The following is a 20,260-nucleotide window of genomic DNA, read 5'->3' as shown; positions in this document are numbered from 1 at the left end:
TACGCTGCGCCCCCCGAACTGAGTTGTTCCGCCATGCGCGCTCTCTTGATCCCGCTTGCCCTCGCCGGTTTCTGCCAGGCGGCCCGGGCCGGCGACATATCCAGCGTCTATACCGATCTCGATTGGGAGAAGGACTGCGTCACCTATGCCCAAGCGGAAGAAGGCAACGGGGACTGGGCCGATCTCGCCTGTTCGGGCTACCGCGGCTACCCGGTGCTGGTTTCCTACGACGATGCGCGGGAATCGCTGTTCTACGGCTTTCCACCTGGCGATATGACCACGGTCTGGGAAAGCTTTTCCGGCCTCAATTCGGCTGGACCCAAGGTCGAGTGGCGGATCGAAACCAACGGCAAAACTGCCATTCCGTTCGCCGTCATTCATCGTCGCTCGATCAGCGATAGCGAGGGCGAGAACAAGTCGACGGAAGTGCTGATTGTGGCCAAGGTTGCCCAGCCTGACGCCCACGAAGGCTGCACGATCGGCCTTGTGCTCGCCACCGGCAATCCCGCCGCCAACGATCAGGCGCGCAAGCTTGCCGACGAGAAGGCACGCACCTTCGCCTGCGGCAAGGACAAGCGTGAGGTGCTGGGCGACGCGCCCGCTTTCGGCCGCGTCGACAACTGATTATTTGCGCCCGATAATTACTTGCGCCTGGCCCGCTCGATTGCCTCGACGATCATCTTCTTGGCATAGGCCGCATCGTACCAGCCTTCGATCTTGACCCATTTGCCGGGTTCGAGATCCTTGTAGTGCTCGAAAAAGTGCTGCACTTGCTGGCGGGTGATGTCGGGCAATTGCGTGTATTCGTGGACGTCCTCGTAGCGCAAGGTCAGCTTGGGCGAAGGCACCGCGATCACCTTCTCGTCCTGGCCGGCATTGTCCTCCATCACCAGCACGCCGATCGGCCGGACATTGATGACGCAGCCTGGCACCAGCGCGCGCGTGTTGCAGACCAATACGTCGATCGGGTCACCGTCGCCCGACAGCGTGTGTGGTACGAAACCGTAATTGCCGGGATAGCGCATCGAAGTGTGCAGGAAGCGGTCGACGAACAGCGTGCCGGCCTCCTTGTCCATCTCGTACTTGATCGGCTCGCCGCCGATCGGCACCTCGATTATGACGTTGACGTCCTCGGGCGGGTTCTTTCCGCTGGCAATCGCTTCGATACGCATCGCTTTATCCCTCTCTCGATTGCAGATCGATAGCGGGCGACGGCGAATGGTGCAATGCGGCGAATGGTACGGGGAGATCGTCCGAACCGAAAACCGGCCGGATCATGCGCTGGCCGTCATTCCCAGACGAAAGCGACCTTCTTCAGCGCCTTCTGCTCGAAGATCTCGACGCCTTCGGCAACATCGCGGCCACCGGCGCCGGCATAGAAGGCAAGTGCGTTCTGATTGTCTTCCAGCGCCCAGACCACCATGCCTTTCAGGCCATGGTCGGCCAGCCGTGCCCGCGCGGCCGAGAACAGCCGGCTGCCGAGCCCGATGCCTTGATATTCCGGCCGCAGGTAAAGTTCGTAGATCTCGCCCTGCTGCCTGAGTTCGCGGGCGCGGTTCTTGCCGATCGTCGCATAGCCGGCAATTTTGCCGCCGATTTCGACGACCAGGACGGTGGCAGCGCGGCGAATGGCATTCGCCCACCAGTCGGCGCCGCGGCGGTTGATCATCGATGTCAGCGTGCGGTGCGGGATGATGCCCGAATAGGCGCCGCGCCAGGCCTCGAGATGCACGTCGGCGATGGCGGCTGCATCGCGCGGTTCGGCTTTCCTGATGTCGATGCTCAGCGTATTCATGATTGGTTAACCATAAACCCGCCGCGCCCGATTGCAAGAGTCCGGTCAACCGCCGCGATGCTTTCACACAGCCGGACGGTGCGTCCTTGAGACGCTGCGAAACCGCTTTTGGCGAGATCAAATCTCGACCAGATGGTCGTCCAGTTCGTTGTTGTCGCCGGTCGAGACCGGAAAATGCTCGGCCAGTACCCCACCGACTGCTTGGATCGCCTTGACGAACCCCTCGGCAAGCCGATCGTCGCCGGCATGCGCCGTAAGGTCGCGGACGACACCGTCCCAGACATGCTGGCCGACACGAGAATCGATGCCGCTGTCGGCGACCACCTCGGCGTAGCGCTCGGCAATCGAGACGAACACCAGCACGCCAGTGCGCGCCGTGGTGCGGTGGACGTTGCGGGCGAGGAACTGCTTCATCGCATTGGCGTGGGCGGCCTGGTAGCGCAGCCGCCTCGGCACCAAATGGATGCGCAATGCCGGCAATGCCCACAACAGGATGAGCACACTGGCAAGCGCCAGAAGCTCGGCGATGACGAAATGCGGCAAGCGGATCGACAGCCACCAGGCTTCCAGCCCGTAACCGACGGCGAGGCTGACGACGAGCATGCTGAGCATCGCCATGAAAGCGGCCGGGAAGAAATAGCTGTCGCTGGCATGCGCCACGACGCAGTAGATCTCGCCGTCGGTCTTTGATTCGGCAGCGCGGATCGCATCGGCGATGCGCTCATGATCCTCGGGGCTGATCGGTCGTGTTGCCATGATTGATGTCTCACCAGCTTCCTGAAGAACCGCCGCCGCCGGACGAGCCGCCGCCGCCTGAAAACCCGCCGCCCGAACTTCCGGACGACCAACCGCTGCCGGAACTTCCAGACGACCAGCCACTGCCTGACGAGGTCCCGGACGTCCAGCTACCGCCGCCGGAAGATGACGAAGCTGGCCCACGGCCGTAGCGGAACGTCATGCCCAGCCACTTGTACACGCCCGGCGACAGTTTCGTGCCGAAGATCGGCGGCAGGAACGCCATTGCCAAGCCGCCGAAGAACATCGTCGCCCACAGGACGATGAACAGCATGAAGATGGGATCGACAGGATTGTCATTCGCCGGATTGCGCTTGCCGCGCGCCTCCAGCTCTTCGGGATTGCCTTCCAGCACCATGATCATGTCGTCGACGGCCTTGCTGATGCCGCCGGAGAAATCGCCGGCACGGAAGGCCGGCACCATGTCGTTTTCGATGATCAGCTTGGTGTGCAGGTCGGTCAGCGTGCCTTCAAGCCCATAGCCGACTTCGATGCGCATCTTGCGGTCGTTCGGCGCCACCAGAAGCAGGACGCCGTTGTTCTCCTTCGCCTGGCCGAGTCTCCAGGCGCGAAACAGCCGGTTGGCGTAAGGCTCGATCTCCTCGCCGTCGAGGCTGGGAATGGTCGCGACGACGATCTGGTCGGAACCCTTGGTCTCGAAAGCGGCAAGCTTCTGCGTCAGCGCCGCCTCGGTCGCGGCATCGATGATGCCGGCATTGTCGACGACCCGTCCGGTCAGCGCCGGCAGTGCGGCGGCGAAGGCCGCGAAGCCGACCAGCAGCACCACCATGGCCAACAGCGCGGTGCCGATCGTTTTGGTGAAACGGCCGGATTCCACCGGGCTGACGGCGTGTCTTGTCATCTCGTCACCAACTTCCCGAGGAGCCGCCGCCGCCGGACGAACCGCCGCCGCCGGAAAACCCGCCACCGCTTGAACCCGACGACCATCCCCCGCCGGAACCTCCCTCCCAGCCGCCGGACGACCGCCGGTTTGGCTCGAAGGTCATGCCCAGCCAGCGATAGCGGCCGGGACCGATCTTCTGGCCGAAGATCGGCGGCAGGATGGAGGCTGCGAGGCCGCCGAAAAAGATGATTGCCCAGATGGCTATGAAGATCGTGAAGAACAGATCGTCGCTGTTGAACGGCGGCTGCTGGTTGCGTTCGCCGCGCGCCTCCAGCTCTTCGGGATTGCCTTCCAGCACCATGATCATGTCGTCGACGGCCTTGCTGATGCCGCCTGAGAAATCGCCGGCACGGAAGGCCGGCACCATGTCGTTTTCGATGATCAGCTTGGTATGCAGGTCGGTCAGCGTGCCTTCCAGCCCATAGCCGACCTCGATGCGCATCTTGCGGTCGTTCGGCGCCACCAGCAAAAGCACGCCGTTGTTCTCCTTCGCCTGGCCCAGTTTCCAGGCGCGGAATAGCCGGTTGGCGTAAGGCTCGATCTCCTCGCCGTCGAGGCTGGGGATGGTCGCGACGACGATCTGGTCGGACCCTTTGGTCTCGAACTCGGCAAGCTTCTGCGTCAGCGCCGCCTCGGTCGCGGCATCGATGATGCCGGCATCGTCGACGACCCGTCCGGTGAGGGTTGGCAGGTCGGCGGCGAAGGCGATGAGAGGGAGGAGGAGAAGGCTTTGGAAGACGAGCAGGAAGGCCAGGCTGGCGTTCTGTCGCGCCCCCCTCTGTCCTGCCGGACATCTCCCCCTCAAGGGGGGAGATCGGCTGTCACGGCTGTTTTCGCCAATCTCCAACGTTGCAGGATGGGCGGTGAGGCCAAAGCTGCCAATCTCCCCCTTGAGGGGGAGATGCCCGGTAGGGCAGAGGGGGGCGCTACGGAGTGCAAGGCCAATAGGGACCACGCTCACCGGCTGTTCTTCACCCGCCTTGCGTGGTGTTGGTGCCGAAATCGACCTTCGGCGGCTGCATCTTATCCTCCTCGATGGTGAAATTCGCAAACGGCTGGTTGCCGCGGAACCACAAGGTCGCCCAGATCACCGACGGGAAGGTCCTCAGCGTCAGATTGTACTCTCTCACTGCCTGGATATAGTCGCGGCGGGCGACCGTGATCCGGTTCTCGGTGCCTTCGAGTTGTGCTTGCAGCGCCAGAAAGTTCTGGTTGGCCTTGAGATCGGGATAGTTCTCCACCACCGCCAGCAGGCGCGACAGCGCGCTGGTCAGGCCGGCCTGGCTGTCCTGGAATTTCTTGAAGGCTTCCGGATTATTCAGCGTTTCCGGCGTCACGGTCACCTGCGTCGCCTTGGCGCGCGCTTCGACCACGGCATCGAGCGTGTCCTTCTCGTGCGCGGCGTAGCCCTTGACCGTGTTGACCAGATTGGGGATGAGATCGGCGCGGCGCTGGTATTGATTCAACACCTCGCTCCATGCGGCCTTGGCGTTTTCCTCAGCTGTTGGAATGGTGTTGTAGCCGCAGCCGGCAAGCAGCGGCAGCATGACGGCCATGACCAGGAACGCAGCTAAATTACGAAAGATTGGCGGCGAAGAAAGGCGCTGGGCAAGCATGATAAGTCCCCTCGATAGCATTGGCAGGCGAAGCATTAGCACAATCCTTGCGTAAGAAAATGACTTCGGCCGAGAAGTGTTACTGGTTTCTGCCATTCGCCGTCGGGCCCTGTGACAGACGAGGCGAACGGGTTAAGCTCGGCATAAAACGGGACATCACCATGGCGAAACGCCACGACAGCGACGCGGAATCGCGCCGCATCATCGAACGGGTGGCGCGCGAGACCGACCCGGGGGGCACCTCGTTCCTTGCACGAACGACTAAAGGCGCGCGCGACCACGTCACTGCGGCCGATGCCGACCGGTCGGACCCGATTGAATATTGGGGCACCCGCATCGGTCGGGCAGCGGGCTTGCTTATTGCCATCGGCCTGTTGATCTGGCTCGTGCTTTTCGTCACCAGGGGCAGTTAGGAAAAATCAATGAGTGCCGAAAAAACCGACGCGCCGCGCGCGGTCATCGTCGTCTCCAGTCATGTCGCCCGTGGCTCGGTCGGCAACCGTGCCGCTGTCTTTGCGCTGGAGACGCTCGGCTTTCCGGTTTGGGCGGTACCGACCGTCATCCTGCCCTGGCATCCGGGCCATGGCCGGGCCACCCGCATCGTGCCGCCGCTGGACCAGTTCAAGGCGCTGATGGCCGACCTCGAGCGCGCGCCGTGGCTGGGCGAGGTCGGCGCCGTGCTGTCCGGCTATCTCGGCGAGGCTGGCCAGGCCGAAGCCGTCGCTTCGCTGGTCGGCGCGGTCAAGGCGAAGACGCCGGACGCCCTCTATATCTGCGATCCGGTGATGGGCGATTCGGGCGGGCTCTACGTACCTGAGCCGACCGCAATCGCCATGCGCGACCGGCTGATGCCGATCGCCGATATCGCCACGCCCAACCGCTACGAGCTGGAATGGATGGCCGGAGCGCCGCTGCCCGACTTGAAATCGGCAATGGCTGCAGCCCTGCAGGCCGGCCCACCGGCCATGCTGGTCACATCGGCGCCGGCGATGATGGCCGGCGGCACCGGCAATTTGCTGCTCGCCGGCAGAGAGGCACTGCTTGCCGAACACCGGCTTATCGACAAGCCGCCGAATGGGCTCGGCGACCTGACGGCTGCCGTCTACCTGGCGCGGATCCTGTCCGGCCAGCCGGCCGCCAAGGCGCTGCAATCGACCACGGCGGCGGTCTACGAGATCCTGGCGCGGACCGCCAAGCGCGGCGGCGACGAGTTGCAGCTCGAGACCGATGCCCAGAGCCTGTCGCACCCGATGGCGATGGTGCAGCTTCGCCATCTGCTGCATCCGGAACGGGACCGCCGGGCGTGACGCAGGCCGAAGACGCCGTGCCCCAGGATGATGCGCCCAAGGATGTTGCGCCCGACCATGTTGTGCCCGAGAACGTTGTGCTTGTCGGCGTCGACGGTTGCAAGGCCGGCTGGATAGCCGTCCGCCGCGATCCCGATGCGGCACCGTCGACAGCCGTTTTCCCAAGCTTCGCGGCGTTGCTCGACCGACTGCCCGCCGACTCGTTGGTAGCGGTCGATATGCCAATCGGCCTGCCCGATTTCTCGCAACGAGGCGGTCGCGGCCCGGAGGCGCTGGTGCGGCCGCTGCTCGGGGCCCGGCAGTCCAGTGTCTTTGCCATTCCCTCCCGCGCCGCGCTCTACGCGGAGGTCGAAGCCTTCACCACGGTCGATGCCTGGTACGCCGCACATCGCAAGGCAAGCGAGGTGGCCAGGACGACCTCAGATCCGCCGCGCGGCGTCTCGATCCAGGCCTTCGGCATCTTCGCCAAGATCCGCGAGATCGATTCGCTGCTGATCGCGCGGCCCGAACTGCGCAGCCGTGTCTTCGAATCGCATCCGGAAGTTGCCTTCTGCAAACTGAACGGCGACCGCGCTATGCGCTTGCCGAAGAAGATCAGGGGCAACATCAATCCGGCCGGCATGGCCGAACGCAAGGCGCTGCTTGCCCAGCATGGTTATAGCCAGGATTTTCTCGACCAGACGCCGCCGCGCGGCGCGGCCGCCGACGATTTCCTCGACGCCGCGGCGATGATGGCGGTTGCCGGACGCATCGTCAGAGGCGAGGCAATGCCGTTTCCGGATCCGCCGCTCGCCGATCGTTTCGGCATTCCGGTCGCCATTTGGGCCTGAGGACCGGGGCGTCAGGAGCGTGATCTGAGCGCCTCGTTGAGTGCCCACATATCCTTCTCCTCGGGCGCGGTCTCCAATCCGAGCACGGGAACTTGCTTACGCAAATGGTCGTGGTGGGTGCGCACGCCATATTCGAGATCGGAGAGGTAAAAACCTCCGAAGGCTTCGGACAGCATGGATTCGTTGGACCATATCGAAAGCTGCACGTCCTCGGCCAGCGTGTCGCGGTCGATGCGGTAGGATAGGTAGCGGGCTGCCGCCTGTTCCCTGGTCTCGTCGCGATAGCGGTAGATGGCGCCGCGCAGCAGCGTCTCACCCGTCGACAGCGGAAATTCCTGATAGAACTGCACCGATTCCGGCATGATCGACAGCACGTTGTTCGGGAAGATGCCGTAGTAGATCCAGGCCTTGCGCAGGTGTTCCGGCAGGTGCTTCGCCTCGGGTGCGAGCTTGATGTACTGCGCGACGCTCCAGCGCCGTCCGGCATGCGGATTGTAGGTGGCGAACGAGCGCGACACGCCGTTGACGAACGGCTCGTCGAAATATGTCGCACCGTAAAGGTCCTGCAGCGCCGGATGCGCCATGGCGACGTGGTAGCCTTCATTGTCGACATCGCGCACCGACTTCCAGTTGACCGGCGTCCTTTGGGTCCAGATGCCCCAGGATGGCACCATCTCGGCGACGCCGTAATGGGCAATCTCGGCTTCGATCGGCTTCAACAGCTCGGCCACCGATGGCTGCGGCCCACCCTTGCGGAAACGGATGAAGATGAAGCCCATCCAGATTTCGAGCTCGAGCGGCATCAGGCCGAAATCGGTCTTGTCGAGGTCGGGGAATGAACGGGGGCGGGCAGCACCGCGCAGCGTGCCGTCGAGATTGTAGACCCAGCCATGAAAGGGGCAGACCAGCGCATTCTTGCAAGTGCCCTGGCTGTCGGCAACGACGCGACTGCCGCGGTGGCGGCACATATTGTTGAAGGCGCGCACAACGCCATCCTTGCCGCGCACGATCAGCGCCCGCTCGCCGACCACATCCATCGTCAGATAGTCGCCGGCGTTCGGCACGTCGCAGACATGGCCGGCGATCTGCCAATGGTTGCGGAAGACGTGCTCTTTCTCGAGTTCGAGCAAGGCGTCGGAATGATAGCTCCAGCCCGGCAGCCCCCGCCGATCCCAATCGTTGGGGATTGCCACGTCACGCAGATGCGGGTTCATAAAGGCTCTTTATTTATTGAATGGTCGTTCAATAAAAGCATATTTTCCATTGAAATGCAATGGCTTGGAAAAATGGGGCGAAGTCTTGACGGGAAATCGAACGGGATTCGAGAGCCCAGTCCGAACGATCGAAGCCGGGAAAATCCCGGGAATTCCAGACGTTAATCCCCTTACACTTGTTGAGCGCCCGACGCTCCGTGGGCCTGGAAAGGCGACGTGGATCTGGTGCCGTGGGTAGCGGAAAACGAGCAGAGAATGCCACCGGTGCTGCCAGCTACGCCGGATCGGTTTGCCCAGGAATGGCCGCGGGCTTGGTTTCATGCCGGTTACACAATCGTTAATTCATCATCGTTGGCCGGTTACAAGGTGCGATTAGGTTCGTTTCAACAGAGAAAAGAAGAAGACCGAAGGAAACGACGATGCGTACGAAAATCCAGATCACCGATACCGACCTTCGCCAGCAGGGTTCCCAGCGTAACCACCGGCGCCCGAAGCTGGCGCTGCGCCAGCGCGCCAGTGATCATCCAATGGCGATGTTCATGCTGCTGGCGGCTGCCGCATTTGCCGGCATGGCGTTGACGCCGACCGTCGGTCCGGCCTTCGCCTCACTGAACCCGCCGGCCAACCTCATCGATGGCGCGACGACCACCACCAAGACGGCGCGCCTGCCGGCGCCGGAGATCGATTTTGCCTGCAAGGGGCAGGCCTGGGGCGCCGAGAGCCTGGACTGCCTGCGCGTCATCGCCGCCCAGTCGGGCAAGGCACGGCCGGTCCGCATGATCGCCAACGCCGCACCACTGGCCGATACGCCGAACGTTTTTTGACTTTTTGCGAGCGCCCTCCAGCACTCCAGTCAGGCTCCCGCCGCAATGTCGGCCGGGAGCCTTTTTCTTCCGGGAGAGATCTCGGAGTCTAGCCGCCCAGAGCCGCCTGCTCGGCAATGGCCGAGAGCACGCCGCGCACATCCAGCGTGCTGAACGGTTTTTCGAGGATTGGCGGCCGCTGCGGCGCCGGCAGCGCCTCGATCTCGCCTTTCGCGCCGATCAGATCGCCGGTGACAAGCACGAAGCGCCGCGCCAGACCCGGCATTTCGGCGAGTAGCTCGCGATAGGCGGCTATGCCGCTGGTGCCGGGCATGCGCAAATCGGAAAACACGATGTCCGGCGGGATATGGCCGCTCAGCGTCGCGGCGGCCGAGACCCAGGCCGGCACGATCCTTGACTTGATGCCCATCAACTCCAGAATGTCGGACAGCGACGCCGCGACATCCGGCTCATCGTCTATGATCAGCGCGTGACGCAAGCCGCTCGACCGCGACGGACTGTCGCTAGCGGCGGCGGCGCCAGCAGCGATCGCCGGCATGTGCACGACAAAACGCACACCTCTCGGCGAAACCTCCTCGAACCAGATATTGCCATTGTGCCGCTCGATGATCGATTTCGAGATCGACAGGCCGATGCCGGTACCGACACCGACCGGCTTGGTGGTGAAATAGGATTCGAATATGCGTGAGCGTATCGCTTCCGGCACGCCTGGTCCGTTGTCCTCGACCGAGAATCCGGGATTGCCGCGGTCGCTGCGAAACGTCCGGACCTTGATCCGGCGGTCGCCGGCAACGCCGGCCAAGGCGTGCTGACTGTTGATGAGGAAGTTGGCGGCCACTTGCGTCACGTGGTCGGCATCTGCCATGGCCAGCAACGGGCCGCTGGCGAAATCGGTGTCGATGATGATGCCGCTCGACCGTGCGCCATAGGCGGTCACTTCGAGTGCGGCGCGGATCACCTGGTTGAGGTCGGTTTCGGCCTGTGCGGCCGGGTGCAGGCGGACCATCGACAGGAAGCTCTTGACGATACGGCCGCAGCGCTCGGCAGCGGCGCGCACCTTTTCGGCGCGCACCTTTGTCTGCGGATCGGCGGCGAATTCATGCAGCAGCGTCGACTGGGCGACGACCACGGCCAGCGGGTTGTTGAGCTCGTGCGAAACGCCGGCAAGCAGCGAGCCCATCGCCGCCATCTTCTCGTTCTGGTGCAGTTTTTCGCGCTGGCGGTTGATTTCCTCCTCGGCGCGCAATCTGTCGCGCAGGTCGCGGATAGAGCCGAAGATCAGCTGGCGATCGGCGACCCGCATCTCGGTTGCCGTCAGCTCGATCGGAAAAACCTCGCCGGCGGCGTTCTGGGTGACCGTTTCGAGCCGCTGGCCGACCATCGGCGCGCCGCGGCCCGACATATATTCGGCGCCGGACGCATAGCCCTTGCGGTAATATTCCGGCACGACCGTGTCGAGCAGGTCCTTGCCGAGGATATCGCTGCGCCGATAGCCGAACATCTTCTCGGCGGCCGGATTGAATTCGATGATCGACCCGGTCTCGTCGATGACGATGATGGCGTCGAGCGAGGCCTGCAGCATGGTGCGGCGAATGACGTCGCTGGCATGCGCGTCGGAGGGCGATCGTTCGATGGCATCGCCGATGGCGAGTGCCACCATGTGCAGCGCCGCCTCTTCCTGGTCGGTCCATTCGCGTTCGTTGACGCAATCGTTGACCGCCAGCGTGCCCCACAAATTGCCGTGCGAAAAGACCGACACCGACAGGAACGACTTGATGTTCTGCTTTTCGAAATCGGTCCGCAGAAAGCCTTCGAGATCGCGTGTGTGCCCGGCGAAGATCTTGCCTTGACGCTCGTCCTCCGCCAGCCGTTCCAGCAATGGGTCCGAATCGACGACCGACTGCACGATGACGGTAGGTGACGCCAGCTCACCGCCAAACCGGGGGGCGATCCAATAAGCGGCGACCGACTGGGCGAAACCCTGGCCGGGCAGTTCGCGCAGGCGAAACAGGATGCCGCGGTGACAATCCATGGCTTCGCAAAGCGTCTGGAGGATACCTTCCATCTCGCGCTGCCAATCGCCGGCTTCGCGCAAGCGGCGAACCACATGCACGGCCACCATCGCCGCGCCCTGCCTGGCGCCCTGCGTGTCCGCGCGTGCTGTTTCAGCCGTCATGGTCATTTCCTGGCCTTGGCTTGCTCAAGCCGCCAGGCCTCAGTTATTTTCACCGGCCGGCAGCGAGAAGATATAGCCTTCGCCGCGCACCGTGCGCAGGAATTTCGGGTTGGCCGGGTCCGCTTCGATCTTCTTTCTCAGCCGCATGATGCGGATGTCGACCGCGCGGGACGATTCCGGGTCCTCGACGAAACCGATCGCCTCGGAGATCGCCGCCCGCGTCAACAGCCGGTTGGCGCGCGTCAGGAACACCTCCAGCACGTCGAACTCGCTCTTGGCCATGTCGATGACCGCGCCGTTGGCGCCGGTGACGAGCCTGCCGTCGAGATCGGCGTGAAAGGGTCCGAAGCTCACGGACCGGCGGCCGCCGGATGTTTCAGTCTTGGCCTTTTGTGGCTCGGTCGGCTCAGGAACGCGACGCAGCACGCTGCGCACCCTGGCCAGCACTTCGCGCAATTCGTAAGGCTTGACGATGTAATCGTCAGCGCCGAGCTCCAGTCCGACGATGCGGTCGAGCGCGGTACCGGCGGCCGTCGCATAGATGATGCCGATCGGCATTTTCGACCGCATCCAGCGGCCGAGCGACAGGCCGTCCTCGCCCGGCATGGCGATGTCGAGAATGGCCAGATGGAAGGACTGGGTTTCCAAAAGGTCGCGCGCCGCCGCCGCACTTTCGGCCGTGGCCACATCATAGCCGCTGGCGCCGAGATACTCGGCGACCGCATCCCTCAGGTCGGGCTCGTCCTCGACAATGACAATTCGTGCCCGCACGATGCTTTCGCTCCCGCTTTCAGTGGAAAGTAGATTGGGTATAAACATGATGTCCAGCACTCTTCTGGGGTTGCCGTATGCGGGGTAGAAAAACATGGCTGCACGATCCGTTATCGCGCTTGTTTCCGTCGCTGAAGTAATTGCGACCGATCTCGCCGATCATCTCGAGCGGCGCGGTCATGACGTCCGCGCGGCGCGACAGCCGTGGGAGGCCGAATCGCTGCTTTCGGAAAAGGGTATCGATGTCGTGGTTGTCGGCGACAGCGTCAGCCAGGCAGAGGGGCGCGACCTGCTCAGGCGACATGGCGGCGAAGGTGGACCGGATTTCATCCTGATCTGCCGCCCGGCCGATCTGGTCGACAAGGTTCTGGCGCTCGAACTCGGCGCCGCCGACGTCGTCGAAAGCCCGCTCAATGTCAGGGAGCTTGCCGCTCGCGTCGGCGGCCTTCTGGCTCGGCGCGGCAGGAGCGCCGGGGAACTGATCGTGCTGGAGAACGCGACCGTCGATCTCCGATCGGCCATCGTCATGCACCGCTCGGGCACGGAAGAACAGCTGTCCCCCGGGCAGGTGGCGCTGCTCAGGCTGTTCCTGGCCAGCCCGCGCAAGGTGCTGACGCGGGACGACATCATCGCCGCCGCGCCCGCCGAAAATGCCGAAGCCTTCGATCGGTCGATCGATTCGCGCATCGTGCGGCTGCGCCGCAAGCTCGATACCGAAACCATCACCACCATACGGGGTGCGGGCTACCGGTTCGATCCGCCCACGCAATTCGCCGATTGAAGGCAGAACGGCCACCCTTTTGTCTTGAGCATCGGATTTTCCCAAAACCGGTTTCCACTTTGGGGTCCGATGCTCTTCAGCGCACCACGAGAAGCGACGGGCCGGACGGCATGTCACTGTTCGTGGTGACCTCGCCGGCATGGGCACGTTCCTTCAGCAGCACGGTGGCGAGGCCGGCAATGCCGAGCAGCCCCTGCACGTAGAGCAGGGCGGAAAGCACGGAAGCGGCGAATTTCGTTTTCATCCTGTTCGTTCCTCAAAATTGGAATTTACGGGCACTTCAGGGGAACCCCCGAAGCGCCCGCGCCGCCAGCGGAGCCCCCCGTTGCGGCGCGGGCCTTCGGTCCTCTCGGCTGCAAGTTGCCGGAGGCGCCGCGCATCCTCAACGGCCCTAAGCCGCCCCCGCCAGAGGGGCTTGAGCCGGTCGACGCGCAGGCTGGAAACTGTCCAGACCAATCCAGACCGTAGCGAAAACAGTGTTGGCTTCCGATCGTTCGTTGACCGCTGTTTTCGTTAGGTCAACTTTGCCTGTTCGCTGTATCCGGATCATGCCGCCGAGGCTGCGCTTTGTTGCAGCTCGGTTTCGGAGTCAGGTGACTTCCTATCAAACGAAAGGCAATCGCGTATTCGCGCCGCGGTTTGGCCGATCCGCCTAGGCAAACACGCCACCGTCATGACGACGTCGTGCAACTGCAAGCTGCTTTGCGCGGACCTTTTCTGTTAACCAGGGGAAACAGAATCGAAACACAAACGAGCATCTAGCGAAATCGGCTTGAAACATGACGCCCCGATAAGCCGGTCATCGAATTGAGCCGGTCCCGACCGGCAGAATAGGGGAGACATCATGTGCACTGCCATTTCCGCCAAGCTCATCAACATCGCCGCCGCCGTCATCACCGGTACTGCCTTGCTTGTCAGTGCCGGCAACGGCGCAGCCCACGCCGCCGCCAACAAGATCGTCGCGCGGGTATCACTGTCACAGCAGACCATGGAAATCCTGGTCGACGGCCGGCCGACATTCGCCTGGAAGGTCTCGACCGGCGACAGGACGCACGTCACGCCGACCGGTTCGTTCAAGCCGACCCGCATGCATGAAATTTGGTATTCGAAGAAATACGACAACGCCCCGATGCCGCATTCGGTGTTCTTCAGCGGCGGCTACGCCGTACATGCGACAAGCGCCATCAAGCGCCTCGGCCAGCCAGCCTCGCATGGCTGCGTGCGTCTGCATCCGGACAACGCCGCCGATTTCTACCAGCTCGTCGAGGTCTTCGGCCCAGCCAACACCAGCATCGTCATCGTTAAATGAGCGATGCTGCTCTCGTCGCTCTCAAAAAAGGCCGGAAATTAGCGCAGCCTAATCCGGCATTACCGGCATCAGCTTCGGATCCGGCTTTTCGGCGTGATGCGGCAGGTCCTTGCTGGCGATGAAGGTGTAGAACATCGGCACCACGAACAGCGTGAACATGGTTCCGACCAGGATGCCGGTGAAGATCACCAGGCCCATCGAATAGCGTGCCGCGGCACCCGCGCCGCTGGAGATGATCAGCGGCACCACGCCGAGCGCCATCGCCGCCGTCGTCATCAGGATCGGCCGCAGCCGCACCCTGGCCGACGCGATGATCGCATCGCGCCGCCGCATGCCGTGCATTTCACGCTGCTGGTTGGCGAACTCGACCAGAAGGATGCCGTGCTTGGTGATCAGGCCGATCAGCGTGATCAAGCCGACCTGGGTGTAGATGTTGAGCGTGCCGAGCCCGACATTAAGCGGCACGATCGCGCCGAAGATCGACAGCGGCACCGCCATCATGATGATCAGCGGATCGCGGAAACTTTCGAATTGCGCCGCCAGCACCAGATAGATGACGAGCACCGCCGCCGCGAAGGCGATGATGATCGTGTAGCCCTGTTCCTTCTCCTGCCGCGATTGACCGGTATAGTCGATGAAGAAGGTGTCGGGCAGGCTTTGCTTGGCAATGTCCTCGATCGCCTGTAGCCCATCCCCGGTGGTGATGCCGGGCCGCGGCAAGGCAGAGATCGTCGCCGAGTTGAGCTGGTTGAACTGCTCGATGGCGGCCGGCGACGCGTTGGTCGAGATCTTCACCACCGCCGAGAGCGGCACCATCTCGCCCGATACGCTGCGCACGAAATACTCGCCCAGTTTTTCAGGGTTGTCGCGAAAGCTCTGCGGCACCTGCGGGATGATGTCGTAGCTGTTGGATTCGCGGTCGAATTGCGCCACTTCGGCGCCACCGACCAGGAGCGTCAGCGTCCGGCCGATGTCGGCTATCGGCAGGTTGAGCGCGGCGGCGCGGTCGCGGTCGATCGTCACCGTCACTTGCGGCGCGTCGAAGGTCATCGAATTCTGCACGACGATGAAGCGGCCGGAGGCCTGCGCCTTGTTCTTGATGTCTTCGGCCGCCTCGTACACCTGCGAGGCGTCGCCGGTCGAGCGCACGACCATCGTTATCGGCAGGCCGCCGCCGGAGCCGGGCAGCGTCGGCGGCGCGAAGACGAAAGCTTCGACGCCCGCCACCTTGCTCAGGCGGCCCGTAATGTCTTGCTGGATTTCCTTCGAGTTGCGCGTGCGGTCAGCCCAGTCCTTGAACGCAAAGCCGACGAAAGCGCTGTTCGTCTGGCCACCACCGAAGGCGACCGCCGAGAACTGTGCCCGCGTCTCAGGCAGATCCTTGACCAGGCCGAGTATCTGATTGACGTAGGTTTCGGTATAGTCCGACGTCGCGTACCGCGGCGCGGTCACCAGCGAAAGCAGGAAACCCTGGTCCTCTTCCGGCGCCAGTTCGCTCGCGGTCTTGGTGAACATGAAACCGGTCGTGGCGACCAGCGCGAGGACGATCATCAGCGTCACCGGGCGATAGTTCAACGAACCGGTGACGAGCCGCTCATAGATGTGTTCGACGCGCCCGAACGTATTGTCGACAATGCGCTGGAAGCGGCTGTGCGAGCCGGACCTCAGGATACGTGCCGACATCATCGGTGTGATGGTGAGGGCGACGACACCCGAAAGCACCACCGAGCCGGCAAGCGTCACCGCGAATTCGCGAAATAGTGCGCCTGTCAGGCCGCCGGTGAAGGCCAGCGGCGCGAACACGGCGGCCAATGTTATCGTCATGGCGACGACGGCGGACGAGATCTCGCGCATGCCGTTGAACGCCGCCTGCATCGGCGACAAGCCGTCTTCCTCCATGTGGCGGTGGATGTTTTCCACCACCACGATGGCATCGTCGACGACAAGTCCGATCGCCAGCACCATGGCCAGCAGCGACAAAAGATTGATCGAATAGCCCACCGAAAACAGCAGGAAACAGACGCCGATCAGCGACAGCGGAATGGTCACGATCGGCATCAGCACCGAGCGGAACGAGCCGAGGAAGAGCAGGATAACAACGATGACGATGGCGACCGCCTCGCCGATGGTCTTGAACACCTCCTCGATCGACGCACTGATCTGCTCGGTTGAATCGTAGACGATCTCCATCGTCATGCCGAGCGGCAGCGTCTCCTGGATGGTCGGCACAATCTTGTGGATTGCCGCCGCGGTGGTCAGCGGATTGGCGGCCGGCGTCGGAAAGATAGCGAGAAAGATGCCGGGCTTGCCGTTGAAGCTGACCCTGGTGTCGGTGTTCGCCGCGGCGAGTTCGACGCGGGCCACGTCGCGCAATCTCACCACATTGCCGTCCTTCGACCGGAGTGGAAGGGCGGCGAAAGCCTCCGGGGTCTGCAGCGTAGAGCGAACGGTGATCGAAGAAACCACATATTCGTTTTCGGTGTCGCCGGGCGCGGAAAGGAAATTCGATTCGTTGATGGCGGCCAGCACTTCCGCCGCGGTCACGCCGCGCGCCGCCAGTTTGATCGGGTCGATCCAGACGCGCATCGAATATTCGGCGGCGCCGAAAATCTGCACGTCGGCAACACCTTCGACCGTCGAGATACGCGGCCGTACGACGCGCTCGATATATTCGGTGAGCTGTTCCGGCGTCATGTTCGGGTTCTGCATCGAGATGTACATCATCGCGAACTGCTGGCCGGTGCCCTTGACGATCACCGGGTCTTTGGTTTCGTCCGGCAGATCGCCGCGAACGCTCTGAACCTTCGACAAGACTTCGTTCAGCGCGACGTCGGGGTCGGAGCCGAGCTTCATCTGCACTGTCACGGTGCTGGATGACGGCCGGCTCGACGACGTGACATAATCGATGTTTTCGGTCGACGCGACGGCACGCGCGATCGGCGCGGAAATGAACCCCTGGATCAGGTCGGCACTGGCGCCGGGATAGGCCGTGGTGATGGTGATGGCCGTTTCTTCAACCTCTGGATACTGCCGGATCGAAAGGTTGAAGATGCCCTGAAAACCCAGAAGCAGGATCATGCAGGCAAGCACGGTCGAAAGGACCGGGCGGCGGATGAAGAGGTCGGAAAAGCTCATTGCTGGGCTGCCTGCTGGTTGCCCGGCTTGCTCGGATCGATCGTGTTGTCGACGGCAACGGACATGCCGTTGGAGAGCCGGTTCTGGCCGGCGGTAACGACTTGGTCGCCGGGCGCGATGCCCTCCAGGATCTCGACCAGGCCGGCGTTGCGGCGGCCTGGCTTGACGAACACCTGGGCGAGCACGAGCTGCGGCTTCTGTTCTTCCGCTGCCGGCTTGGCTTCCTCTGCCGGTTTGGCTGGGGTAGCAGCCGGCTTTTCGTCGGGTTTTGCCGCGGGTGCTTCGGCCGCGGGCTTGGCACCATCTGCAGCCGGCTTTTCTTCCGGCTTTGCCTCGGGCGCCGCGCCGTTGGCTTCGGCGGATTTGGCCGGGCGCACCACGAAGACGAAGTCGCCGTACAGGCTGGAAGTCAGCGCTGTCTGCGGCAGCGCCAGCACGTCGTTCTCCTCGGGCAGTTCGACGCGCACCTGGACGAACTGGCCGGGCGTCAGCTTGCCTTCGGGATTGCCGACCTCCGCCCTCACGGTCACCAGCCGGCTGGTCGGGTCGATCTTCGGATCGATGCCGCGGATGCTGCCGGTGAACGGCATGTCGCCGCCGCCGACGCCCAACCGCACCGTCTGTCCGATCTTCAGCTGCGGAAGCTGCTGCTCCGGTACGGTGAAATCGACACGCATCGTATCCATGTCCTGCAAGGTCACCACGGCGGTGCCGGGTGTGAGATACTGGCCAAGGTCGATTTTCGGAATACCGACGGTACCCTTGAAAGGGGCCGTCAACTGCTTTTGGTCGAGCACCGCTTGCAGCTTGTTTACCTGCGCTGCGGAGACCGATGCTGCTGCCTGCGCCGTGTCGAGCGTAGCATCGGTGCCCACCCCGCGCTTCTGCAGCTCAAGTGCGCGCATCAGCGTGGTCTGGTCGGATGTGGCTTGCGCCTTCGATGCGACGAGGTCGGCTCGCTCGACTTCATCGTCGAGTTGCAGCAGCACGGCGTTGGCGGCGACCTTCTGATTGGCATGGAACAGGATGTCCTTGACGATGCCCGCGGTTTCGACCGTGAGGTCGACACCGCGTACGGCACTGACAGTGCCGATCGCCTCGATGCCGGGCGTCCAGGACATCGGTTTGACGATGACCGTCGACACCGTCGCGGCCGGCGGCTTCATGGTGGCGAAGAACTGTTTGATCGCATTGTCGCGAAACAGGTTGAAGCCGACGATGCCGCCGCACACCAGCACGAGCAGAATGAAGGCGATGATGAAGCGCTTGATCACGAACAGTCCCTCGGCCACGGCCCAGCATAACGGTCGGATGACCGGAACACATACCTGTGCCTGGTCCCAATTTCAAATGACGGCGATCTTACTGTACCGTCTGGACGGTCTTGTCAATTCCGCCTAAGCTAATGAATGGGGAACGCTTGATGAAGGCCCGCAGAGCAAATTCGCGCGAGAAGATCCTCGCCGCCGCCGCCGCCGTGGCGCGCGAGACGGGTCCTGGCAGCCTGTCGCTGGATGCGGTCGCCAGCCGTGCCGGCGTGTCGAAGGGCGGTCTTCTCTACAATTTCCCGACCAAGGCGAAATTGATGCAGGCGCTGGTGGAGGATTACCTGCGCGCCTTCGAGCAGGCCCTGGAGTCCGCCCGCACGGCCGGCGTCAACGGCGAAAGCCCGCTTGCAACTTACATCAAGCTGTCGGCCGAGCATGCCGAGGAATCGAAACCGTCGGCATCCTGGATATTTTCGGCGATTGCCGAGGATCCCGATTTCCTGACGCCGATAAAATCGTTCAGGCGGCAGCTGTTCGAGCGGCTGAAGCAGGAGACGCCGAACCTCAAAGCGCTACTGGTCTGCTATCTCGCCATCGAAGGGCTTCGCAGCATGAACCTGTTCGATTCGGACATTCTCTCCGCCGAAGAGCGCCGGCTGCTGATATCGACCCTGCTGGACATCGCGGAATAGTCGAACCGCCAATCTGCGGTTCTGAGGCCGATTAATGGCGGCGTTCGTTCACCCGTGTCAAAACACGGGCTGGCACGTCGAAACCACGCCATCCCGCTTTCCGAAAATCGGTTCCGATTTTCGGGCCGATGCGCTAGAGCCTTTCGGGATTGAACCGAGCTGCCTTCAACCCGGAAAGGCTCCCACCGCTGCCCATGCCCCATCTTCCCGAGCATCTTCTCACCGGCTACCGCAGTTTCATGAGCGGCCGCTATCTCACCGAAAGCGGCCGTTATCGCTCGCTGGCGCGAGAGGGCCAGGCACCGGAAACGATGATCGTCGCCTGCTGCGATTCGCGGGCCGCGCCCGAAGCGATCTTCGATGCCGGGCCGGGCGAGCTGTTCGTGCTGCGCAATGTCGGCAATCTGGTGCCACCCTATGCGCCAGACGATCAGTTCCACTCGACATCGGCGGCGCTCGAATTTGCCGTGCAGAGCCTCAAGGTCAAGAACATCGTGGTGATGGGCCACGGCCGCTGCGGCGGCATCCGCGCGGCACTCGACACCACGGCCGCACCCTTGTCGCCGGGCGATTTCATCGGCAAGTGGATGAGCCTGATCGCGCCCGCGGCCGAGACCGTATCGTCCAGCACCTTCATGACCGCGACCGAGCGCCAGACGGCGCTGGAGCGCATCTCGATCCGGTATTCCATCGCCAATCTGCGTACCTTCCCTTGTGTTTCGATCCTCGAAGGCAAGGGGCGACTGTCGCTGCACGGTGCCTGGTTCGATATTTCGACCGGCGAGCTTTGGGTGATGAACAAGGAAACCGGCGATTTCGAGCGGCCGGAGACGGAGTAGGAGA

21 protein-coding genes are annotated in these 20,260 nt (G+C 63.0%); 9 read left to right on the top strand and 12 right to left on the bottom strand.

From position 1 onward, the window contains the following. The first annotated feature begins 33 nt into the window (after positions 1-33). Positions 34-624, top strand: a complete 591-nt coding sequence (locus tag NKH99_RS10435; RefSeq protein ID WP_352613237.1) for a hypothetical protein — start codon at positions 34-36, stop codon at positions 622-624. Between the two features lie 17 nt (positions 625-641). Here NKH99_RS10435 and ppa read toward each other — a convergent pair whose 3' ends face one another. The 6 genes from ppa to NKH99_RS10405 all read right to left on the bottom strand — a co-directional run bounded on the left by ppa (position 642) and on the right by NKH99_RS10405 (position 5,110). Beyond that, the gene (gene ppa, locus NKH99_RS10430) at positions 642-1,172 is read right to left on the bottom strand and encodes an inorganic diphosphatase (protein WP_352451245.1); all 531 of its coding nucleotides are present in this window, start codon (positions 1,170-1,172) and stop codon (positions 642-644) included. A gap of 116 nt (positions 1,173-1,288) precedes the next feature. Next, complete coding sequence (locus tag NKH99_RS10425; RefSeq protein ID WP_023678138.1) at positions 1,289-1,795, bottom strand: GNAT family N-acetyltransferase; 507 nt, start codon at positions 1,793-1,795, stop codon at positions 1,289-1,291. Positions 1,796-1,912: 117 nt separating this feature from the next. Next, entirely contained in the window at positions 1,913-2,551 is a 639-nt protein-coding gene (locus NKH99_RS10420) for a TPM domain-containing protein (RefSeq protein ID WP_353013914.1), read from the bottom strand. Between the two features lie 10 nt (positions 2,552-2,561). Continuing rightward, positions 2,562-3,380 carry a TPM domain-containing protein gene (locus tag NKH99_RS10415; protein ID WP_353013946.1) on the bottom strand — a complete coding sequence of 273 codons (819 nt, stop codon included), beginning with the start codon at positions 3,378-3,380 and terminating at the stop codon, positions 2,562-2,564. 76 nt (positions 3,381-3,456) lie between these two features. Then, positions 3,457-4,299: a TPM domain-containing protein gene (locus NKH99_RS10410; RefSeq protein WP_353013912.1), complete on the bottom strand. Its 843-nt coding sequence runs from the start codon at positions 4,297-4,299 to the stop codon at positions 3,457-3,459. 166 nt (positions 4,300-4,465) lie between these two features. Beyond that, positions 4,466-5,110, bottom strand: coding sequence for a LemA family protein (locus NKH99_RS10405; protein WP_352470713.1), 645 nt, complete (start codon positions 5,108-5,110; stop codon positions 4,466-4,468). Between the two features lie 161 nt (positions 5,111-5,271). On the opposite strand from NKH99_RS10405, the gene NKH99_RS10400 reads away from it, so the two are divergent. The 3 genes from NKH99_RS10400 to NKH99_RS10390 all read left to right on the top strand — a co-directional run bounded on the left by NKH99_RS10400 (position 5,272) and on the right by NKH99_RS10390 (position 7,247). Next, on the top strand, positions 5,272-5,523 hold the full coding sequence (locus NKH99_RS10400; RefSeq protein ID WP_023678142.1) for a hypothetical protein: 252 nt from the start codon (positions 5,272-5,274) through the stop codon (positions 5,521-5,523). A 9-nt stretch (positions 5,524-5,532) separates the two neighbouring features. Continuing rightward, complete coding sequence (gene pdxY / locus NKH99_RS10395; RefSeq protein WP_352470715.1) at positions 5,533-6,417, top strand: pyridoxal kinase PdxY; 885 nt, start codon at positions 5,533-5,535, stop codon at positions 6,415-6,417. 62 nt (positions 6,418-6,479) lie between these two features. Continuing rightward, positions 6,480-7,247: a DUF429 domain-containing protein gene (locus NKH99_RS10390; protein ID WP_353013944.1), complete on the top strand. Its 768-nt coding sequence runs from the start codon at positions 6,480-6,482 to the stop codon at positions 7,245-7,247. A gap of 11 nt (positions 7,248-7,258) precedes the next feature. Here the strand turns inward: NKH99_RS10390 and NKH99_RS10385 are convergent, their stop codons facing one another. Continuing rightward, a complete protein-coding gene (locus NKH99_RS10385; protein WP_352470716.1) occupies positions 7,259-8,461 on the bottom strand; it encodes an aromatic ring-hydroxylating oxygenase subunit alpha in 1,203 nt (400 codons plus the stop codon). Between the two features lie 419 nt (positions 8,462-8,880). On the opposite strand from NKH99_RS10385, the gene NKH99_RS10380 reads away from it, so the two are divergent. Then, on the top strand, positions 8,881-9,285 hold the full coding sequence (locus NKH99_RS10380; RefSeq protein WP_353013910.1) for a hypothetical protein: 405 nt from the start codon (positions 8,881-8,883) through the stop codon (positions 9,283-9,285). Positions 9,286-9,373: 88 nt separating this feature from the next. On the opposite strand, the gene NKH99_RS10375 is transcribed toward NKH99_RS10380, so the two are convergent. Both NKH99_RS10375 and NKH99_RS10370 read right to left on the bottom strand, forming a co-directional pair. Further along, entirely contained in the window at positions 9,374-11,461 is a 2,088-nt protein-coding gene (locus NKH99_RS10375; RefSeq protein WP_353013908.1) for a PAS domain S-box protein, read from the bottom strand. Between the two features lie 39 nt (positions 11,462-11,500). Continuing rightward, the gene (locus tag NKH99_RS10370; RefSeq protein WP_352978931.1) at positions 11,501-12,280 is read right to left on the bottom strand and encodes a response regulator; all 780 of its coding nucleotides are present in this window, start codon (positions 12,278-12,280) and stop codon (positions 11,501-11,503) included. A gap of 46 nt (positions 12,281-12,326) precedes the next feature. Here NKH99_RS10370 and NKH99_RS10365 point away from each other — a divergent pair, with 46 nt between their 5' ends. Beyond that, positions 12,327-13,013 carry a response regulator transcription factor gene (locus tag NKH99_RS10365; RefSeq protein ID WP_292663715.1) on the top strand — a complete coding sequence of 229 codons (687 nt, stop codon included), beginning with the start codon at positions 12,327-12,329 and terminating at the stop codon, positions 13,011-13,013. Between the two features lie 76 nt (positions 13,014-13,089). On the opposite strand, the gene NKH99_RS10360 is transcribed toward NKH99_RS10365, so the two are convergent. Next, positions 13,090-13,257 (bottom strand): hypothetical protein, encoded by a 168-nt coding sequence (locus tag NKH99_RS10360; protein ID WP_353013905.1) that lies wholly within the window; start codon positions 13,255-13,257, stop codon positions 13,090-13,092. 600 nt (positions 13,258-13,857) lie between these two features. Here NKH99_RS10360 and NKH99_RS10355 point away from each other — a divergent pair. Next, positions 13,858-14,322, top strand: coding sequence for a L,D-transpeptidase (locus NKH99_RS10355; protein WP_352834647.1), 465 nt, complete (start codon positions 13,858-13,860; stop codon positions 14,320-14,322). 48 nt (positions 14,323-14,370) lie between these two features. Here the strand turns inward: NKH99_RS10355 and NKH99_RS10350 are convergent, their stop codons facing one another. Together NKH99_RS10350 and NKH99_RS10345 are read right to left on the bottom strand one after the other, a co-directional pair. Then, positions 14,371-17,457 (bottom strand): efflux RND transporter permease subunit, encoded by a 3,087-nt coding sequence (locus NKH99_RS10350; protein ID WP_352767473.1) that lies wholly within the window; start codon positions 17,455-17,457, stop codon positions 14,371-14,373. Continuing rightward, positions 17,454-18,749: an efflux RND transporter periplasmic adaptor subunit gene (locus NKH99_RS10345; RefSeq protein WP_502900021.1), complete on the bottom strand. Its 1,296-nt coding sequence runs from the start codon at positions 18,747-18,749 to the stop codon at positions 17,454-17,456. The genes NKH99_RS10350 and NKH99_RS10345 overlap by 4 nt, the downstream gene beginning before the upstream one ends. 131 nt (positions 18,750-18,880) lie before the next feature. Here NKH99_RS10345 and NKH99_RS10340 point away from each other — a divergent pair, with 131 nt between their 5' ends. Continuing rightward, complete coding sequence (locus NKH99_RS10340; protein WP_352683701.1) at positions 18,881-19,417, top strand: TetR/AcrR family transcriptional regulator; 537 nt, start codon at positions 18,881-18,883, stop codon at positions 19,415-19,417. Positions 19,418-19,611: 194 nt separating this feature from the next. Next, complete coding sequence (locus NKH99_RS10335) at positions 19,612-20,256, top strand: carbonic anhydrase (protein WP_352451260.1); 645 nt, start codon at positions 19,612-19,614, stop codon at positions 20,254-20,256. Positions 20,257-20,260 lie beyond the last annotated feature (4 nt).

It is taken from the genome of Mesorhizobium sp. M0854, from assembly GCF_040319815.1.
Classification (GTDB): domain Bacteria; phylum Pseudomonadota; class Alphaproteobacteria; order Rhizobiales; family Rhizobiaceae; genus Mesorhizobium.
Note: the sequence above shows the minus strand (reverse complement) of the source record. Positions and strands in the feature narration are given on the sequence as shown.

Coding starts and splice junctions, on each gene's coding strand:
- NKH99_RS10435 (WP_352613237.1), top strand. CDS start 34: ATGCGCGCTCTCTTGATCCCGCTTGCCCTCGCCGGTTTCTGCCAGGCG.
- ppa (WP_352451245.1), bottom strand. CDS start 1,172: ATGCGTATCGAAGCGATTGCCAGCGGAAAGAACCCGCCCGAGGACGTC.
- NKH99_RS10425 (WP_023678138.1), bottom strand. CDS start 1,795: ATGAATACGCTGAGCATCGACATCAGGAAAGCCGAACCGCGCGATGCA.
- NKH99_RS10420 (WP_353013914.1), bottom strand. CDS start 2,551: ATGGCAACACGACCGATCAGCCCCGAGGATCATGAGCGCATCGCCGAT.
- NKH99_RS10415 (WP_353013946.1), bottom strand. CDS start 3,380: ATGGTGGTGCTGCTGGTCGGCTTCGCGGCCTTCGCCGCCGCACTGCCG.
- NKH99_RS10405 (WP_352470713.1), bottom strand. CDS start 5,110: ATGCTTGCCCAGCGCCTTTCTTCGCCGCCAATCTTTCGTAATTTAGCT.
- NKH99_RS10400 (WP_023678142.1), top strand. CDS start 5,272: ATGGCGAAACGCCACGACAGCGACGCGGAATCGCGCCGCATCATCGAA.
- pdxY (WP_352470715.1), top strand. CDS start 5,533: ATGAGTGCCGAAAAAACCGACGCGCCGCGCGCGGTCATCGTCGTCTCC.
- NKH99_RS10385 (WP_352470716.1), bottom strand. CDS start 8,461: ATGAACCCGCATCTGCGTGACGTGGCAATCCCCAACGATTGGGATCGG.
- NKH99_RS10380 (WP_353013910.1), top strand. CDS start 8,881: ATGCGTACGAAAATCCAGATCACCGATACCGACCTTCGCCAGCAGGGT.
- NKH99_RS10375 (WP_353013908.1), bottom strand. CDS start 11,461: ATGACGGCTGAAACAGCACGCGCGGACACGCAGGGCGCCAGGCAGGGC.
- NKH99_RS10370 (WP_352978931.1), bottom strand. CDS start 12,280: ATGTTTATACCCAATCTACTTTCCACTGAAAGCGGGAGCGAAAGCATC.
- NKH99_RS10365 (WP_292663715.1), top strand. CDS start 12,327: ATGGCTGCACGATCCGTTATCGCGCTTGTTTCCGTCGCTGAAGTAATT.
- NKH99_RS10360 (WP_353013905.1), bottom strand. CDS start 13,257: ATGAAAACGAAATTCGCCGCTTCCGTGCTTTCCGCCCTGCTCTACGTG.
- NKH99_RS10355 (WP_352834647.1), top strand. CDS start 13,858: ATGTGCACTGCCATTTCCGCCAAGCTCATCAACATCGCCGCCGCCGTC.
- NKH99_RS10350 (WP_352767473.1), bottom strand. CDS start 17,457: ATGAGCTTTTCCGACCTCTTCATCCGCCGCCCGGTCCTTTCGACCGTG.
- NKH99_RS10340 (WP_352683701.1), top strand. CDS start 18,881: ATGAAGGCCCGCAGAGCAAATTCGCGCGAGAAGATCCTCGCCGCCGCC.
- NKH99_RS10335 (WP_352451260.1), top strand. CDS start 19,612: ATGCCCCATCTTCCCGAGCATCTTCTCACCGGCTACCGCAGTTTCATG.